Origin of the sequence: Thioclava sp. L04-15 (assembly GCF_002020275.1) — a bacterium.
Lineage (GTDB): Bacteria > Pseudomonadota > Alphaproteobacteria > Rhodobacterales > Rhodobacteraceae > Thioclava > Thioclava marina.
Map to the genome: position 1 here is coordinate 632,330 of NZ_MPZW01000001.1, position 18,159 is coordinate 650,488.

Below are 18,159 nucleotides of genomic sequence, written 5' to 3' on the forward strand. Positions count from 1 at the left end.
TATCCCAGGGGTCCGGGGGCAGCGCCCCCGGCGGCGTTCAGGCAGCTTTTTCCGCCGGGGTGGCGAGCGCCACGATATCCATCATGATCCGGTTCAGCTCGAAATCCTTGGGGGTATAGACGCGCGCCACGCCGAATCCCTTGAGCTTGACCGCGTCTTCGTCGGGGATGATCCCGCCGACGACCACGGGAACATGGTCAAGGCCAGCCGCGCGCATCCGCTCCATCAACTCCTCGATCAGAGGGATATGCGAGCCCGAGAGGATCGAGAGACCCACCACATGCGCTTCGTCCTCGATGGCTTTCGCGACGATCTGTTCGGGCGTCAGGCGGATGCCGTCATAGGTGATGTCCATCCCGCAATCGCGGGCGCGGAAGGCGATCTGTTCGGCGCCGTTGGAATGGCCATCTAGCCCCGGCTTGCCGACGAGGAATTTCAGGCGGCGACCAAGCTGGGTGCTGACCGCATCGACGGCCTCGCGGATGTCTTCGAGACCTTCGGTCTGGTTCGAGGGCGAACGCGAGACGCCCGTGGGGCCGCGATACTCGCCATGAACGGCACGCATGACGCCCGCCCATTCGCCGGTTGTGGCACCCGCCTTGGCGGCGGCAATCGAGGCTTCCATGATGTTCTTGCCCGCCTTCGCGTCCGCCTTGAGCTGCGCGAGAGCGACCTGCACTGCGGCCTCGTCACGCTCGGCGCGCCACGCATGGAGGCGCTCGATCTGCTCCTGCTCCACCGCCGGATCGACGACCATGATGCCGCCGTCGCCTGCGGTCAGCGGCGAGGGCTCGCCCTGCTGCCAGCGATTCACGCCGACGACGATAGTTTCCTCGGCCTCGATGCGGTTGATCCGGGCGGCATTCGATTCCACCAGACGCGATTTCATATAGTCGATCGCCGCGATCGCCCCGCCCATCGAGTCGAGCGTTTCCAGCTCGGCGCGCGCGCCATCCTTCAGCGCCTCGACCTTCGCGGTCACGGCCGGGTTGCCATCGAACAGATCGCCATATTCGAGAAGGTCGGTCTCATAGGCCATGATCTGCTGCATCCGCAGCGACCATTGCTGATCCCACGGGCGCGGCAGGCCGAGCGCCTCGTTCCAGGCGGGCAACTGTACCGCGCGGGCGCGGGCGTTCTTCGAGAGCGTCACGGCCAGCATCTCGATCAGGATGCGGTAGACGTTGTTTTCCGGCTGCTGCTCGGTCAGACCAAGCGAGTTCACCTGCACGCCATAGCGGAAACGGCGGAATTTCTCTTCTTCGATGCCATAGCGCTCGCGGGTGATCTCGTCCCAGAGCTCGGTGAAGGCGCGCATTTTGCACATCTCGGTCACGAAGCGGATGCCCGCGTTCACGAAGAAGGAGATCCGCCCCACCATCGCGGGGAACTGATCGGCGGGGACCTTGGTCTTCAGATCGTCGAGCACGGCAATTGCGGTCGCGAGCGCGAAGGCCAGCTCCTGCTCGGGCGTCGCACCAGCCTCTTGCAGGTGGTAGGAACACACGTTCATCGGGTTCCATTTCGGAAGATGCTCACGCGTATAAGCGGCGACATCGGTGATCATCGCGAGCGAGGGCTTGGGCGGGCAGATATAGGTGCCGCGGCTCAGATATTCCTTCACCAGATCATTCTGCACCGTGCCTTGCAGTTTCGAGATATCCGCGCCCTGCTCCTCGGCCACCGCGATATAGAGCGACAGAAGCCAGGGCGCGGTCGCGTTGATCGTCATCGAGGTGTTCATCTGCTCGAGCGGGATTTGATCGAAAAGCGCGCGCATGTCGCCCAGATGGCAGACCGGCACGCCGACCTTGCCCACTTCGCCACGTGACAGCGTATGGTCGCTGTCATAGCCGGTCTGGGTGGGCAGATCGAAGGCGACCGAAAGACCGGTCTGACCTTTCGAGAGGTTCGTGCGATAGAGCTCGTTCGATTTCTTCGCCGTGGAGTGGCCCGCATAGGTGCGGAAGAGCCAGGGACGGTCTTTGGCGGGCATCGTGTCGGTCATGGCGGCCTCCATCGGCTTGCGAATCTCGTTTGCGCAATATTATTGCGCGCTGACACGGTTTAAATTGAAGTTTGTGATCCTGTCAATTCGCTGCGATGCGGCGATAGGTATGAAAATCGTCTCTGCCGCGGCGTCCCGTCAGTCTTTGGCGAGTGGCTCAGGAAGTTGGTTGCGGGAATTGAGCCGGGTGGAGTGCCCGGACGCCCGCCACGCGCGCGCCCGCGCGCGAAGCGTTCATGTCTCCATCTCGGCTGCAATTGCATCGCGGTCGGGGCCGTCCGGGGCCAGTTCGAGCGGCGCGAAACCGAATCGGATCTTTTCGAGCGGAACGACCATTCAGAGATGACGTAACGTTCCCCCGGCCGCACGCCCTGCAAGCCTGACCCGCTCGGATTCGGTTCTGCCGCCATTTATGCCGCAATTGCAGCATGAAAGGCGCAAATGAAAATCCGCCAAGACATAAAATTACAAAATCTCTCGTTCGGGGATTGCAAAGTTGCGCAGCGATGCGTATCCCTCAGGTCGAACACCGCCCGATTCTGCGGCGCGGCAAGGACAAACAGGAGAGAGCCATGGCCCTTGACCAAGAAACCGGTATCGCCCCCTACGACGCGCCGGAGAAGGACCTTTACGAGATCGGCGAGATGCCGCCCCTCGGCTACGTCCCCAAGAACATGTACGCATGGGCGATCCGCCGCGAGCGCCATGGCGAGCCCGAGCAATCCTTCCAGGTGGAGGTTGTGCCGACCTGGGAAATCGACAGCCATGAAGTGCTCGTCCTCGTGATGGCCGCTGGCGTGAACTACAACGGCATCTGGGCCGGTCTGGGCGTTCCGATCTCGCCCTTCGACGGCCACAAGCAGCCCTATCACATCGCGGGCTCCGACGCCTCGGGCATCGTGTGGAAAGTGGGCGACAAGGTCAAACGCTGGAAAGTCGGCGACGAGGTGGTGATCCACTGCAACCAGGACGATGGCGACGACGAGGAGTGCAACGGCGGCGACCCGATGTTCTCGCCCAGCCAGCGCATCTGGGGCTACGAGACCCATGACGGCTCGTTCTCGCAATTCACCCGCGTTCAGGCCCAGCAGCTGATGCCGCGCCCCAAGCACCTGACCTGGGAAGAGGCTGCCTGCTACACGCTGACGCTGGCCACCGCCTACCGGATGCTCTTCGGCCACGAGCCGCATGACCTCAAGCCCGGCCAGAACGTGCTGGTCTGGGGCGCCTCGGGGGGCCTTGGCTCCTTCGCGATCCAGCTGGCGAATGCCGCGGGCGCGAACGCGATCGGCGTGATCTCGGACGAGGACAAGCGCGACTTCGTGATGAGCCTCGGCGCCAAGGGCGTGATCAACCGCAAGGACTTCAAGTGCTGGGGTCAGCTGCCCAAGGTGAACTCGGAAGAGTACAACGCCTGGCTGAAGGAAGCGCGCAAGTTCGGCAAGGCGATCTGGGACATCACCGGCAAGGGCGTGAACGTGGACATGGTCTTCGAACACCCCGGCGAGGCGACCTTCCCAGTCTCGACGCTGGTGGTGAAGAAAGGTGGCATGGTCGTGATCTGCGCCGGCACCTCGGGCTTCAACTGCACCTTCGACGTGCGCTACATGTGGATGCACCAGAAGCGTCTGCAGGGCTCGCACTTCGCGCATCTCAAGCAGGCGTCGGCCGCCAACAAGCTGGTGATCGAACGCCGCATCGATCCGTGCATGTCGGAAGTCTTCCCCTGGGACGAGATCCCGCAGGCCCATACCAAGATGCTGCGCAACGAGCACAAGCCCGGCAACATGGCGGTGCTCGTGCAGGCTCCGAAAACCGGGCTGCGCACCTTCGAGGACGCGCTGGAGGCTGGCCCCAAGGCGTAATGATGCGCCTGGTCTCCAGAGTGAAACCCGCGCCTGAGAGGGCGCGGGTTCTTTCTTTTGGATGTTCGCTCGCGCGGTATACCCGGTTCTGAGCACCGCTCAGGCGGCGGGGAAACTCAGCGTCACGGACAGGCCGGGATGATTGTCGCCAAGGGTCAGCTCGGCTTCGTGCAACCCCGCCACAGCCTGAACCAGCGCCAGACCCAGCCCGTTGCCCGGCGTGGTTCGCGACCGCTCCAGCCGATAGAGCCGCCGCAGCACCTTGGCGCGTTCCGCCTCCGGGATCCCCGGCCCGTGATCACGCACGACAAGGTCCACCCGTCCTTCGCGACGCGCCAGCTCGACGCGGATCTGCGGCGCAGGTCCAGCATGGCGGATCGCGTTCTCGATCAGGTTCGACAGCATCTGACCGAGCAATCCCCGGTCCCCCTGAACGGTACACGCTCCTTCCGGGCGCGACAGGGTGAGCGTGCCGCCCGCCTCTTCGGCAGATGCCTCGTATAGCTCGGTGATATCGCTCGCCAGGGCGCCGAGATCGACGGTAGCGAACCGCGATTTCGGGCTGCCTCCCTCGATCTGCGCGATGCGCAGCAACGAATGGAACACCGCCACCGCGCCTTCCGCCTCGATGCCCGCGCGCTCGGCCAGATGGCGCGCCTCTCCCTCGGGCAGGCTGTCGCGAAGCTCCGCAAGCAGGACCGAAATCCGCTGCATCGGCGTTTTCAGATCATGCGCGATATCGGCCGAGACCTGACGCAGCGCTGCAACCGTCGCCTCTTGCGTTTCGGCCATCGCATTCAGCCGCGCCCCGATCCGCGCGAGATCGTCGCCGCGCGCCGATTTCACCTCATCCTCGGGCACGCGCGCCTCAAGTCGACCCTCGGTCAGCTGATCGAGCGTCTCCTCGATCGCGCTCACCCTCCGGCGCGCCCGCATCCCCGCCCAGGCGCCATAGGCGGCCGAGATCAGCAGCGACGGCACGAAAGAGAAGATCAGGATCGCGAGAAAGGTCGAGCTCAGCTCGGCAATCGGTGCACGGCTTTCCCCGATCACCAGCAGACCGCCCGCCAGCGGCATGGTCAGGGTAAAATAGCCATGTTTCGAGAGCGGCTCATAATCGGGATGGCGCGAGACGACCCATTGATCTCCCTGATGGATCACCCGCACATTGCCGACCTGCCGCCCGTCGGGAAGCACGAAGGCGATGGCACGTTCGGAGGGGTCGGAGGCCCGCGCCTCGGCCGAGACGATCACCGAAAGCGTCTCGGGATTGGCCGCGACCTGAAACACCGCCGTCTGCTGTTTCAGATCGGCCTGAATGGCATCTTCGGTCGAGGTTCGCAGTGCGACATAGGCAAAGCCCAGCGTCACCAGCAGAATCGCGAAGACGATCCCCATGAGTCCAAGTGCCTGCCGCAGCGGCGTCGAGGCGAGGATCGCCGCGCGATTGAGCCGACCGCTCATCAGCCCTCGATCCGGTAGCCCGCGCCGCGCACGGTGTGGATCAGATCACGCTCGAACGGCTTGTCGACCTTGTTCCTGAGCCGTGAGATATGGGTCTCGACCACATTGGTCTGGGGATCGAAATTCAGATCCCACACCCCTTCGAGCAGCATCGTGCGGGTCTGCACGCGGCCCTTGCGGCGCAGCAGAAATTCCAGCAGCGCAAATTCCCGCGGCAACAGGTCGATCTCCCGCCCTGCCCGCGTCACCTTGCGCGCGATCAGATCCATCTTCAGATCCGCGGCCTCGAGAACGACCTGCTCTGCCTGCGCCTGCGGACGCCGCGCCAGCGCCGCGAGCCGGGCGGAGAGCTCTCCGAAGGCGAAAGGCTTCACGAGGTAGTCGTCGCCCCCGGCATTGAGTCCCTCGATCCGATCATCCACGCCGCCGATTGCGGTGAGAAAGATCACCGGTGTCGCGACCTTGGCCGCACGCACCGCGCGCACGATCGACAGCCCATCGAGCTCGGGGAGCATCCGGTCCACGATCATCACGTCATATTCGCCCGCGAGCGCCTGGGTCAGACCCTCGCGCCCGTTGGCGAGGTGATCGACCGTGTGACCTTCCTCGCGCAGCCCGCGCGTGACGTAATCGGCCGTCGTCGCATCGTCTTCGATCAGCAGGAGCTTCATTGCGTCTTCTTCCTCGTTGCCCGACATAAGTGGCCGCAGAGCGCGCGCAAGTCACGCCCCCCTCGCCCAAAGGTGAAAAGGATTACACGACTGCAATCTTTCCGCAGTCTCCCTGACAGGCTAGGCCCCAAGATGGGATGCATCCCTGTCATAAAGGAGAGAGAGATGCAGGACATTCGCAAAACCCGTCTGCTGCGCAGCCTGGCGGTCACCGCGATGATCGGCGCGGGCTCGGTCGCGACGAGCGGTCTGGCACTGGCGCCGAACATGGCCTCGGCCGAGACGTTCACCAACACCGTCGATCTGGTGAAGAAGGTGATGCCCGCCGTCGTCACCATCGAGATCAAGAAACAGGCCGACGATCAGGAAATGGCGCAGATGGGGATACCGCAGGATTTCCCCTTCGAGTATTTCTCGCGCCGCTTCGGCGTACCGATGCCCAACGGCGTCCCGAACGGTCAGGACCAGCAGATGCAGCGCCCCGAGATTACGGGCCTCGGCACCGGCTTCGTGATTGAAAAAGACGGCCATATCGTCACCAACGCCCATGTCGTCGACGGTGCCGAGAGCGTGAAGGTCACCTTCTCGGACGGCTCGACTGCGGACGCGAAGGTCATCGGCGTCGACAAGGCCACCGACATCGCGCTGATCAAGGTCGATACCGACAAGGATCTGCAAACCGTGGGCTTCGGCGATTCGGACAAGGCCGAGGTGGGCGAGCCGGTCGTGGCGATCGGCAACCCGTTCGGCCTGGGCACCTCGGTGTCGACCGGCATTGTCTCGGCCAAGGGCCGCGACCTGCAATCGGGTCCTTTCGACAACTACATCCAGACCGACGCGGCGATCAACAAGGGCAACTCGGGCGGTCCGCTCTTTGATGCCGATGGCGAGGTGATCGGCATGAACACCGCGATCGTGTCGCCCACCGGCGGCTCGGTCGGGATCGGCTTCTCGGTGCCGTCCGATACGATCAAATCGGTCGTTGCGGACCTTCAGGATGACGGCACCGTCAAGCGCGGCTTCCTCGGCGTCTCGATCCAGCCGGTCAGCGAAGACATTGCCGCGGCCCTCGGCCTCGACAAGCCCGAGGGCGTGCTCGTGGCCGATGTCTCCGACGACACCCCGGCCAAGAAGGCGGGCCTGAAGCGCGGTGACATCATCATCGCGGTCGACGGCAAGCCGATGAAGGCCCCGCGCGATCTGACCCGCGCGATCGGCTCGGACGAACCGGGCTCCGAAGTGCAGCTCTCGTTGCTGCGCGCGAACAAGCCGCTCACTCTCTCCGTCACTCTCGATGAGCGGCCCACCGAGAAGACGCCGTCGTAAGACGCGCGCTCTATCGGTTTGACGTCACGCCCGGAGCCAAGGCTTCGGGCGTGATGCGTTTTGCGCTTGCCTGACGCGGGCCACGCCTTGCCATCCTGCCGCGCGATCGCCGTCCTGCGAACGCTTTATTGCGCGGCCTCAGGTTGCGCGGGCGCCGGTTGCGCGGGCACGGGGGCCGGATCCGACGCGGGCTCCGGCGCAGGCGCGATCGTCGCGGCCACCTGATAGAGCCGCCAGTCGCGCTGACGGAAATGCCGCTCGGCGATTTCGGTTAGCCCGTCGACGCCTTCGAGCGCTTTCGGCGCCAGCACCAGCCCGCCCGGATGATCGGCCATCCATCGCCCCAGATCGGCGCTGTTGTCGAGCACGTTCACCGGCGTCTCGAGCCGCGCGGCATAGGAGAACTGCCCGGCATAGTTTCCATCGGTCGTGGCCACCCCTTGTGCCGAATGCGAGGCGATCAGCTCTGCGATCGGGCGCGTATCGTAGACCGACCACAGGATCTGCCAGAGCATCGCCTGGATCGCCACCAAAACCAGCGGCGCGACAAAGGCCTCGGCGCGCCAGCCCTCACGCGCGCGCATCAGAACGAAGCCCGCGAACGCGAGGATCACCAGCCCCACGATCAGGAAGAGCCACGAGCCGGACCCCTCGGGCAGCTCCGGGAAAGCGCCGAAATGCACCGCGACCGCCCCGATCGCGACGAGGATGCCGGGTAGCAGCCAGAGCAGCCGAAGCGCGCGCATCCGCCGCTCCGCAGTCGGCAGCAAGCCCGACAGCAGCAATGCCACCGCCGGCAGTTCGGGCAGAAGGTAATGCGCCTGCTTGCCCGAGATCAGCGAAAAGGCGACCAGCGCCGACACCGCCCAGATCGTCACCATGCGCGAACCTGCATCGGCCCACAGAAGCGACGGCTTGAGCGCGGCCAGCCCCGCACGGCTCCAACCCCAGGGCCAGAGATAGGCGGGCAGAAGTGCGACGAAGAACCAGATCGGGCGGCCATGGGCGAAACTCTCGACCATGCGGCCAGCACTCTGCTTCCAAAGGATCTGTTCGCGATATTCCGCGCCCCCCAGCACCACCGCCGGGCCAAGCCAGAACAGCACGAGCGCGAAGCCGATCAGGAAGGCGATCCCGATCCGCCCGTACCAGCCCTTGAGCGCCGGGCGCCCCTCGCCACGCGCCCAAAGCGGCATCAGCAGCGCGGCAGGCATGACATGCACGAGGATCACCGGCCCCTTGGCCAGAACCCCCAGACCGAGTGCGATCCCGAGCCCGATCACCGGCCCCGTGCGCAGCCCGTCCTTGAGCCCCCAGATCGCGATCATCCCAAGAAGCGTCGCCGCGCTCAGCATCGTGTCGAACATCGTCGTCGAGCCGAAGATCAGGAACACCCCGGTCGTGGCGAGGATCAGCGCGGCCAGCCCCGCGCGTTCGGGCGCTTCGGGCCAGAGCTTGCGCGCGAGAACCGACACCAGCCAGACCGACAGCAAACCGAAGAAGGGCGCGACCAGCCGCGCCACCCATTCGCTTTGGCCGAACACGCCCCAGACGAGATTGATCAGCCAGAATAGCAGCGGCGGCTTGTCGCTGTAGATCCCGCCATTGAGATGCGGGATGATCTTCGAGCTTCCCGTCCACATCTCCCAGGCGACGGTGAGATAGCGCGTCTCGTCGATCGCCATCAGCGGACGCATGATCATCAGCACCGTCGCGGCGAGGGCGAAAGTCACGAGCGCACCGATCAGCGGGACGCGCCAGGCGGAAGAGGTCATCGGTTCGGGCCTTTCTTTGCGGGCGCGCACGCGCGCGTTATCGCATGCAAGAGGCCAATCCGGGCCGCCCTGTCAAGCCCGCGTGGCGTCTCGGTCCGATCACGAATGCCGCGCGCGAAATTGAGATTGCATGGAACAAGGCTCTTGCGGGCGGCGTTTAGAGGCCAGACTGACATCCAAGGGAGACGTGTTCCATGAAAAAGATCCTGCTTGTTCTGCCGCTCACGGCGAGCGTTGCCGCCTGCCAGATGACGCCGGAAAACCAGTCCGCCGTGACCGGCGGCGTGGCCGGTGCCGCTATCGGCGCCGCCGTGTCCGATGACGGCGATCGACTCGAAGGCGCGGCGCTCGGTGCGGCCGTGGGCACTGCGGCGGGCGCGCTCATCGGTGCGGCCAACCAGCCGGGCCAGTGCCGCTATCGTGACGCCTATGGCCGCGAATATATCGCGCCCTGCTAAGGCCCCGATACAGATAACCCTCGAAAGCCGTTCGGGCCCCGTGCCCGGACGGTTTTTCTTTGTTTCGAGCGCGTCTCGAAGCGGCACGGATTGTCGCACTCCATTGCCGCACGGGGCTCTGTCCTCTATCTGGCCCCTCAAAGCCGGATAGGAAACGATGACAAGCGCGACCGAAGCCCCGAAGCCGAAGACCATCCTCAACCGCATCGCCGCCCCCGTCTCGGGCAAGCTACGCGCCGCAGGCTGGATCGGGGTCGCCGCCGCGCTGGTCTGGCCCGCACAGGCCGCGCTGGTCGGTTTGGTGCTGGGCAATCTGGTCGCGCCGGGCGTGAGCCCGCCGCTCTCTCCGCTTGCCGGGGCCGCCGGGTTCGTGGCGCTCGCGCTGCTGCGCATCGTGCTCGACTGGATATCGCAGAAACTCAGCGCGGATGCGGCCGAGATCGTGCTGCGCGAGGCGCGCGGCAAGCTGATCACCCGCTCGCTGCGCCAGGCCAGCGGCGCAGCCGCGCTGTCGCCCGCCGAGCTCGCCTCGCTGGCCGCCGAGAAACTCGCGGCCCTGGGCCCCTGGGCCACGCGCTATCAGCCCGCCTTCCTGCGCGCGAAATTCGTCCCCCTCGCATTTCTGCTCCTCGCGGCCACGCAAAGCTGGGCGGCCGCCGGCATCCTTCTGATCGCAGGACCGCTGATCCCGGTCTTCATGGCGCTGGTCGGCATGGCCGCGCAGGAGGCCTCGGAAAAGCAGATGGTCGAGATCGGTTCGCTCAACAAGCTGCTGATCGACCGCATCGCCGCGATCACCGACCTTCGGCTTCTGGGAGCCGAGGCCCGCTCGCGGGCCGATCTGGAGATGAAATCCGACGACCTGCGCGTACGCACGATGGCGGTGTTGCGGGTTGCGTTCCTGTCCTCCACCACGTTGGAGCTTTTCGCCGCGATCGGGGTGGCGTTGATGGCGGTCTTTGTCGGCTTTTCGCTGATCGGCTGGATGAATTTCGGCACCTGGGGTACGAAGATGACCCCTGCCGAGGGCATCTTCCTGCTGATGATCGCGCCCGAATTCTTCCAGCCGCTGCGCGATCTCGCCGCCGCATGGCATGACCGCGCAGCCGCCCTTGCCGTGGCCTCCGAGCTCGACACGGCCGAGGCCGAGATCGCGCAATCGGCAACGCTTCTGGGAAGCGGCGGCGAAGGCACCGCACCGGCGCTCGGCACGCTCCGCTGGCAGGGGCTACGCGTCCCGCCCGGCCACGCTGCCGAGTCGATCGTTTTGCCCGACGGGCAGGTCTCCCCGGGAGAGGCGGTGGCGATCACCGGCCTTTCGGGCGCAGGCAAGACGACACTGCTGACAGCACTGGTCGGGCTGATCCGCCCTGAGGCGGGCACGATCCGTCTGGGCGATCTTGCACTGAGCGACGAGAGCGCGGACGACTGGCGCGCAGTGTTCGGCTGGATCCCGCAAAGCCCGCGCTTCGCCGATGCCACCCTGCGCGAGCTGATCACGCTGGGCCGTCCGGGCGATCTCGAGGCAGCGCTCGACGCCGCGCAAGCCGCCGAGGTGGTCGCGGGGCTTCCCGGCGGGCTCGAGGCGCGGCTGGGAGATATGGGCGGCGGCGTATCCGGGGGTGAGGCCCGGCGCTTGCTGATCGCGCGCGCCCATTACGCGAACCGACCGATCGTGCTGGCCGACGAACCGACCGCGGATCTCGACCCCGAAACCGGCGCGAAGATCATCCAGGGCCTGCTGGCGCTGCGTGCGCGCGGCGCGACGGTGATCGTCGCAAGCCATGACCCCGCGCTGATCGCCGCGATGGATCGCCGGATCGAGCTGGAGGGCGCGGCATGAAAACGCTTATGACCCTGACGACGCGCCTGATTGCGGACCAGAAATGGTCCTTCCTGCGCGGGCTCGCGCTCTCATTCCTCGTGCTTGCGATGGGTGCGGCGCTGCTGGGCCTGTCGGGCTGGTTCGTCACCGCCGCCGCCGTGGCCGGCATCACCGGGCTCGGGCTCGACTTCGATTTCTTCCGCCCCTCGGCCGGGGTGCGGGGCCTCGCGCTTGGTCGCGCCGTCGCGCGCTATGGCGAGCGGCTGCTGACCCATGACGCCACGCTGCGCGCACTGGCCGATCTGCGTATCGCCCTGATGGATGGGGTCGCGCGGCGACCGCATGAGGAACAGGCGCGGCTGCGCGGTGCACAGGCGCTCAACCGGTTGACCTCGGATGTGGATGCGCTGGACGGGTTGCTGCTGCGGCTCGTTCTGCCGTTCCTCGCGGCGGGCATGGTGCAGGTGTCGGCGCTGCTGATGCTGTGGTGGCTCGAAGGGCTGCCGATCGGCCTTGCGGTCTTCCTGATTTACCTCGTCGGTGGCGGCTTCGGGCTGATCTGGGTGGCGCGCGCAGCGCGTCATGACGCACGCGCCGCCGAAACCGCGCTTCAGAACATTCGCCGTCGCGCGCTGGAAACGATGCGTGCGCGCGCCGATCTCGCCGTCGCGGGTCAACTGGAAGCGGCAACCGCGCAGACCCTCGCCGAGGTCGAGGCCGATGCGCTCGCACGGCGCAATCTCGAGGCGCTCGACCGGCGCGTGGCGGCGGTGATCTCGCTGACGACCGCGCTGGCGGGGGCCGCTGCACTTGCAATCGCGGGGCAGATGGCGATGGCCGGACAGATCACCCCGGCGCGCGCCGCCGTGGGCCTGTTCGTCGCGCTCGCGCTCGCCGAGTCGCTGATGCTGTTGCGCCGGGGTATGGCCGAGATCGGCCGGATGCAGGAGGCGGGCGCGCGGGTGCTTGCACTCACCGATACGCCCGAGCGTACCGAGCCCGAAAACCCTCGCAGCGCACCGGATCCGACCGCACCGCTTCTTGTGGCCCGCGCGCTCAGCTTCACCCGGCCCGCGGCCGCCCGCCCTGTTTTCACCAACCTCACGCTGGAATTGCACCCGGGCGAGACGGTCTTCCTCACCGGCCCCTCCGGTGCGGGCAAATCCACCGCGCTCGCCGTGCTCGCGGGGCTGATGGCACCCGATGACGGAGAGCTGATGTTGGCCGGGCAGCCGCTGGCGCACTGGCCCGAGGCGAAACTGCGCTCGATGCTCACGATGGTGCCGCAACGCAGCCAGCTGATCGGCGGCACGATTGCCGAAAACCTCGCTCTGGCCCTGCCGATGGGCGAAGACCTGCCCGACGCCGAGGCCTGGGCTGCGCTGCGCGCGGTCGCGCTCGATGAGGTGATCGACGCGCGCGGCGGGCTTGGTGCGCTGCTCGGCGAAGGCGGCACTGGTCTCTCTGGCGGGCAATCGAAGCGTCTCGCGCTTGCCCGCGCGGCGCTCAGAAAGCCGAAAATCCTTCTCCTCGACGAGCCGACCGAAGGCCTCGATGCCGAAACCGCGCGCGCGACTCTCACCGGCCTGCGCGCCCTTCTGCCTGAGTCGGCCTTCCTCGTCGTGTCGCACAGAACTCCCGATCTGGCCCTCGCGACTCGTTCCATTCCCTTGGGTTAACGCCGAAGCTGCGACACTAAGCCACGGTGAAACTGAGACAAATCGTCCATCACGCCCGTTCACAGGGGCGTGCGACACATCGTCAATTTGATTTGGCTCAAGGTGAGGCGCAGACCCCCGCCCATAAGTTGCATCCGGGAAAAACATTTCCGGGAAACTCGGCTTTTCACAAAACCGAGAGCAAGTAGGGAAACTGGAGAACGAGATATGGATTTCGGGATCGTCGAGCTGTCACGGCTGCAATTTGCCATGACCGCGATGTATCACTTCCTCTTCGTGCCGCTGACGCTTGGTCTGTCGATCATCGTCGCGATCATGGAGACGGTCTACGTGATGACCAACCGCCCCATCTGGCGGCAAATGACCAAGTTCTGGGCCACCCTGTTCGGCATCAACTTCGTGTTGGGCGTGGCCACGGGCATCACCATGGAATTCCAGTTCGGCATGAACTGGAGCTACTACTCGCATTACGTGGGTGACATCTTCGGCGCACCGCTCGCCATCGAGGGCCTGATGGCCTTCTTCATGGAAGCGACCTTCGTCGGCCTGATGTTCTTCGGCTGGGAAAAGCTCTCGCCGGTCAAGCACCTCGTTGTGACCTGGTTGGTGGCGATCGGCTCGAACTTCTCGGCGCTCTGGATCCTCATTGCGAATGGCTGGATGCAGAACCCCGTCGGCTCCGAATTCAACCCCCTCACGATGCGCATGGAAATGACCTCGTTCTTCGACGTCGTCTTCAACCCGGTGGCGCAGGCGAAATTCGTGCACACGGTTTCGGCCGGTTACGTGACCGCCGCCGTCTTCGTGCTGGGCGTGTCGAGCTGGTACATGCTCAAGGGCCGTCATTTCGAACTCGCCCGCCGCTCGATCGCTGTGGCCGCGTCCTTCGGTCTGGCATCGGCGCTCTCGGTCGTCATTCTCGGCGACGAGTCGGGCTATGAGACGACCCACAACCAGAAAATGAAGCTCGCCGCGATGGAAGCCATGTGGGACACCGAGCCCGCGCCGGCCTCTTTCACCCTCTTCGGCATTCCCGATCAGCAGGCGCGCGAAACCAAATACGCGATCCATATTCCGTGGGTCATGGGCCTCATCGGCACCCGCTCGCTGACCGATCAGATCGAGGGTATCAACGATCTCGTCAAAGGGTCGGAAGAGCGAATCCGCAACGGGATCGTCGCCTATGATGATCTGCTGAAAATCCGCGAAGCGAAGGGCGACGTCACCCCCGAGGTCAAGGCGCAGTTCGAAGCGAACGCGGGCGATCTGGGTTATGCCTACCTGCTCAAGCGCTACGTCGATGACCCGCGTCAGGCGACCGACGCGCAAATCAAGATGGCCGCGGATGACACCGTTCCGACCGTCTGGCCGATCTTCTGGTCGTTCCGCCTGATGGTGGCGCTCGGCTTCTCCTTCATCGCGCTGATGATCTACTTCTTCGTCATCGCGAACTGGAAAGGCATGCAATATCCGCGTTGGGCGCTGCGCATGGCCGTGATCGTCATCCCGGCGCCGTGGATCGCTGCGGAACTGGGCTGGTTCACCGCAGAATTCGGTCGCCAACCCTGGACTGTCGACGGCGTGTTGCCGACGGCGCTCTCGGTCAGCCACCTCTCGGTGGGCGACCTTCTGGTGACGCTGGCAGGCTTCGTGGCCTTCTACACCGTGCTCTTCATCATCGAGATGGGCCTGATGATCAAATACATCAAGAAAGGCCCCTATCAGGATGTCGAGATCACCCAGGAATGGCAAACGCGCCATGAAAACCGTCTCGCGGGCCGCAAGAACGACCCCCTCGTGACCATGCCTGCGGAGTAAGACAAATGATCCTTTATGAACTCTTCAGCTTCGACTTCCTTCGTGTCGTCTGGTGGATCCTGCTCGGGGTGCTGCTGATCGGCTTCGCGCTGACCGACGGCTTCGACATGGGCGTGGGCGCATTGCTCCCCTTCGTCGGCAAGACCGATGTCGAGCGTCGCGTGGCGATCAACACCATCGGCCCTGTCTGGGAAGGCAACCAGGTATGGTTCATCCTTGGCGGGGGCGCGATCTTCGCGGCCTGGCCACCGCTCTATGCGGTGAGCTTCTCGGGCTTCTACCTCGCGATGTTCCTGATCCTCGCGGCGCTGATCCTGCGTCCCGTCGGCTTCAAGTACCGCTCCAAACGGGACTCGGCTGCATGGCGCAACGGTTGGGACTGGGCGCTCTTCGTGGGCGGTGCGGTTCCGGCGCTGGTCTTCGGCGTCGCGGTCGGCAACGTGCTCCAGGGCGTGCCGTTCGAGCTGAACGACATGCTTATGCCGCTCTACCCGGGCAACTTCATCATGAAGCTTCTGGGCCTGCTGAACCCCTATGCGCTGCTTGCGGGTGTGGTGTCGCTGTCGATGCTGATGATGCACGGCGCGGCGTGGCTGACGCTGAAAACCGAAGGCCCGGTGCAGGAACGTGCCCGCGCCATCGGCTCGGTGGCAGGGATGGTGGCTTTCGTCACCTACATCCTCGCCGGCATCTGGCTCGCCTTTGGCATCAAGGGCTACCAGATCACGTCGGTCGTTCCCGCGAACGGCCCTTCCAACCCGCTCTTCTCGACTGTCGAGCATGGCGGCAGCTGGATGCAGGCCTATGCCGACCGTCCCTGGATCGCGATTGCTCCGATCCTCGGTCTGGCCGGGATCGCGCTGGCCACGATGGGCTTGCGTGCGGGCAAGGAAGTCTCGACGCTGCTGTGGTCGAAACTGGGCATCTTCGGCGTGATCTCCTCGGTCGGCCTGACGATGTTCCCCTTCATCCTGCCGAGCTCGAAACAGCCTGACGCCTCGCTGACGGTCTGGGACAGCTCCTCCTCGCACCAGACGCTGTTCGTGATGCTCGTCTGCGCGCTGATCTTCATGCCGATCATTCTCGCCTACACCGCATGGGTCTATAAGGTCCTGTGGGGCAAGGTGACGGTTGAAGATGTCGAGCGTGACAGCCACTCGGTTTACTAAGGAGACGCAAGATATGTGGTATTTCGCATGGATCCTCGGGCTTCCGCTGGCCGCACTGGTCGCCGTCGCCAACGCGATGTGGCTCGAGATGCAGAACGACTGCAAGATCGCCGGTGAATGCAAGAAGGACTGATCCTTCCCGGTATGAAAACCTTGAAAGGCCGCCTCGGGGCGGCCTTTTTCATGGCCCGGTTACCGGCTCAGGGCGACGCTGCGGCAATTTGCGCAGGCCGCTAGCGCAAACAGTCGAAAAGACGTGACGTTTCAGTGCCAAAACGGGGCGTTTTCCCCCTGTCCCTCCGGGTCTCGCTCTTGTAACAAAATTGCCGAAAGAATCCGTTCGCCGCAATTTGGCGGACCAGACAAGGGAGACACGCCATGAAGGTTCTCGTGCCTGTGAAGCGCGTGATCGACTATAACGTGAAAGCCCGCGTGAAAGCGGACGGTAGCGGTGTCGATCTCGCCAATGTCAAAATGTCGATGAACCCGTTCGACGAAATCGCTGTCGAAGAGGCGATCCGTCTGAAGGAGAAGGGTGCCGTCGAGGAGATCGTCGTGGTCTCGATCGGCGTGAAGCAGGCGCAGGAAACGCTGCGCACGGCGCTGGCGATGGGCGCGGATCGCGCGATCCTCGTCGTGGCCGCCGATGACGTGCACACCGATATCGAACCGCTGGCCGTGGCGAAGATCCTCGCCAAGATCGTCGAGGAAGAAGCGCCCAAGATGGTGATCCTCGGCAAGCAGGCGATCGACAACGACATGAACGCGACCGGCCAGATGCTGGCAGCACTTCTGGGCTGGGGTCAGGCGACCTTCGCCTCGGAAGTCGTGGTCGAGGGCGAGGCCGCGAACGTCACCCGCGAAGTCGACGGCGGCCTGCAGACCATCGAGGTCAAGCTGCCCGCGATCGTCACCACCGACCTGCGCCTGAACGAGCCGCGCTACGCGTCGCTCCCGAACATCATGAAGGCGAAGAAGAAGCCGCTCGACGAGAAGACCGCCGCCGATTACGGCGTCGACGTCTCGCCGCGCCTCGAAGTGGTGAAAACCACCGAGCCCGAAGCGCGTCAGGCCGGCGAGATGGTGCCGGATGTCGATACGCTCATTGCGAAACTCAAAGAGAAGGGGGTCGTGTGATGGCCGTTCTGCTGCTGGGTGAAGTGAATAATGGCGAACTGTCGGTCGACGCGACCGCCAAGGCCGTGACCGCCGCGAAAAGCCTGGGCGATGTGACCGTGCTCTGCGCGGGCGCCTCGGCTGCCGCCGCCGGCGAAGCCGCTGCCAAGATCGACGGCGTCGCGAAGGTCCTCGTGGCCGAGGACGCGTCGCTGAGCCACCGTCTTGCCGAACCGACCGCCGCGCTGATCGTGTCGCTCGCGGGCGATTATTCGCATATCGTGGCGCCCGCCACGACCGATGCAAAGAACGTGATGCCTCGCGTCGCGGCCCTGCTTGACGTGATGGTGATCTCGGATGTCTCGGGCGTCGTCGACGCCGACACGTTCGAGCGCCCGATCTACGCCGGCAACGCGATCCAGACCGTGAAGTCGAAGGATTCCAAGAAGGTCATCACCTTCCGCACCTCGACTTTCGATGCGGCTGGCGAAGGTGGTTCGGCCGCGGTCGAGACCGTGAGCGTCTCGGATGCGCCGTCGCTGTCGTCCTGGATCGAGGACAAGGTTGCCGAGAGCGATCGTCCCGAGCTCACCTCGGCGAAGATCGTCGTCTCGGGTGGCCGTGGCGTCGGCTCGGAAGAAGACTTCAAGGTGATCGAAGCGCTGGCCGACAAGCTCGGCGCCGCTGTCGGCGCCTCGCGCGCCGCCGTCGACTCGGGCTTTGCGCCGAACGACTGGCAGGTCGGCCAGACCGGCAAGGTCGTGGCCCCCGAGCTCTATATCGCCGCCGGCATCTCGGGCGCGATCCAGCACCTTGCGGGGATGAAGGACTCGAAGATCATCGTCGCGATCAACAAGGACGAAGAAGCGCCGATCTTCCAGGTCGCCGATTTCGGCCTCGTCGCGGATCTCTTCGACGCCGTGCCGGAACTGACCTCGAAGCTCTGATCCGCACCGGATCGACAAATCATGAAGGGCCGGGATTT

General features: G+C 64.9%; 14 protein-coding genes. 10 read left to right on the top strand and 4 right to left on the bottom strand.

Annotation, left to right across the window (positions count from 1 at the left end; all coding sequences use genetic code 11):
* Positions 1-37: 37 nt before the first annotated feature.
* Positions 38-2,008, bottom strand: coding sequence for a protein meaA (locus BMI90_RS03135; protein WP_078527194.1), 1,971 nt, complete (start codon positions 2,006-2,008; stop codon positions 38-40).
* Between the two features lie 572 nt (positions 2,009-2,580).
* Here BMI90_RS03135 and ccrA point away from each other — a divergent pair.
* Positions 2,581-3,873 (top strand): crotonyl-CoA carboxylase/reductase, encoded by a 1,293-nt coding sequence (gene ccrA, locus BMI90_RS03140; RefSeq protein ID WP_078525902.1) that lies wholly within the window; start codon positions 2,581-2,583, stop codon positions 3,871-3,873.
* Between the two features lie 99 nt (positions 3,874-3,972).
* On the opposite strand, the gene BMI90_RS03145 is transcribed toward ccrA, so the two are convergent.
* Positions 3,973-5,337: a HAMP domain-containing sensor histidine kinase gene (locus tag BMI90_RS03145; protein ID WP_078525905.1), complete on the bottom strand. Its 1,365-nt coding sequence runs from the start codon at positions 5,335-5,337 to the stop codon at positions 3,973-3,975.
* Positions 5,337-6,008: a response regulator transcription factor gene (locus BMI90_RS03150; RefSeq protein WP_078525907.1), complete on the bottom strand. Its 672-nt coding sequence runs from the start codon at positions 6,006-6,008 to the stop codon at positions 5,337-5,339. Before BMI90_RS03150 ends, BMI90_RS03145 begins: the two co-directional genes overlap by 1 nt.
* A 165-nt stretch (positions 6,009-6,173) precedes the next feature.
* On the opposite strand from BMI90_RS03150, the gene BMI90_RS03155 reads away from it, so the two are divergent.
* Positions 6,174-7,334, top strand: coding sequence for a Do family serine endopeptidase (locus BMI90_RS03155; RefSeq protein ID WP_078525909.1), 1,161 nt, complete (start codon positions 6,174-6,176; stop codon positions 7,332-7,334).
* 125 nt (positions 7,335-7,459) lie between these two features.
* Here BMI90_RS03155 and BMI90_RS03160 read toward each other — a convergent pair whose 3' ends face one another.
* Positions 7,460-9,109: a glycosyltransferase family 39 protein gene (locus tag BMI90_RS03160; RefSeq protein WP_078525924.1), complete on the bottom strand. Its 1,650-nt coding sequence runs from the start codon at positions 9,107-9,109 to the stop codon at positions 7,460-7,462.
* A gap of 194 nt (positions 9,110-9,303) precedes the next feature.
* Between BMI90_RS03160 and BMI90_RS03165 the strand changes: the two genes are divergently transcribed.
* The 8 genes from BMI90_RS03165 to BMI90_RS03200 all read left to right on the top strand — a co-directional run bounded on the left by BMI90_RS03165 (position 9,304) and on the right by BMI90_RS03200 (position 18,121).
* Positions 9,304-9,567 carry a YMGG-like glycine zipper-containing protein gene (locus BMI90_RS03165; RefSeq protein ID WP_038076708.1) on the top strand — a complete coding sequence of 88 codons (264 nt, stop codon included), beginning with the start codon at positions 9,304-9,306 and terminating at the stop codon, positions 9,565-9,567.
* A gap of 157 nt (positions 9,568-9,724) precedes the next feature.
* Positions 9,725-11,410: an ATP-binding cassette domain-containing protein gene (locus BMI90_RS03170; RefSeq protein ID WP_078525926.1), complete on the top strand. Its 1,686-nt coding sequence runs from the start codon at positions 9,725-9,727 to the stop codon at positions 11,408-11,410.
* The gene (gene cydC, locus BMI90_RS03175; RefSeq protein ID WP_078525928.1) at positions 11,407-13,071 is read left to right on the top strand and encodes a thiol reductant ABC exporter subunit CydC; all 1,665 of its coding nucleotides are present in this window, start codon (positions 11,407-11,409) and stop codon (positions 13,069-13,071) included. The genes BMI90_RS03170 and cydC overlap by 4 nt, the downstream gene beginning before the upstream one ends.
* Positions 13,072-13,278: 207 nt before the next feature.
* Entirely contained in the window at positions 13,279-14,889 is a 1,611-nt protein-coding gene (locus BMI90_RS03180; RefSeq protein WP_078525930.1) for a cytochrome ubiquinol oxidase subunit I, read from the top strand.
* A 5-nt stretch (positions 14,890-14,894) separates the two neighbouring features.
* Positions 14,895-16,058 carry a cytochrome d ubiquinol oxidase subunit II gene (cydB, locus tag BMI90_RS03185; protein WP_078525932.1) on the top strand — a complete coding sequence of 388 codons (1,164 nt, stop codon included), beginning with the start codon at positions 14,895-14,897 and terminating at the stop codon, positions 16,056-16,058.
* Positions 16,059-16,071: 13 nt separating this feature from the next.
* Positions 16,072-16,191: a cytochrome bd-I oxidase subunit CydX gene (cydX, locus tag BMI90_RS03190; RefSeq protein WP_051692443.1), complete on the top strand. Its 120-nt coding sequence runs from the start codon at positions 16,072-16,074 to the stop codon at positions 16,189-16,191.
* 245 nt (positions 16,192-16,436) lie between these two features.
* Positions 16,437-17,195, top strand: coding sequence for an electron transfer flavoprotein subunit beta/FixA family protein (locus tag BMI90_RS03195; protein ID WP_078525934.1), 759 nt, complete (start codon positions 16,437-16,439; stop codon positions 17,193-17,195).
* Positions 17,195-18,121 carry an FAD-binding protein gene (locus BMI90_RS03200; protein ID WP_078525936.1) on the top strand — a complete coding sequence of 309 codons (927 nt, stop codon included), beginning with the start codon at positions 17,195-17,197 and terminating at the stop codon, positions 18,119-18,121. Before BMI90_RS03195 ends, BMI90_RS03200 begins: the two co-directional genes overlap by 1 nt.
* Positions 18,122-18,159 lie beyond the last annotated feature (38 nt).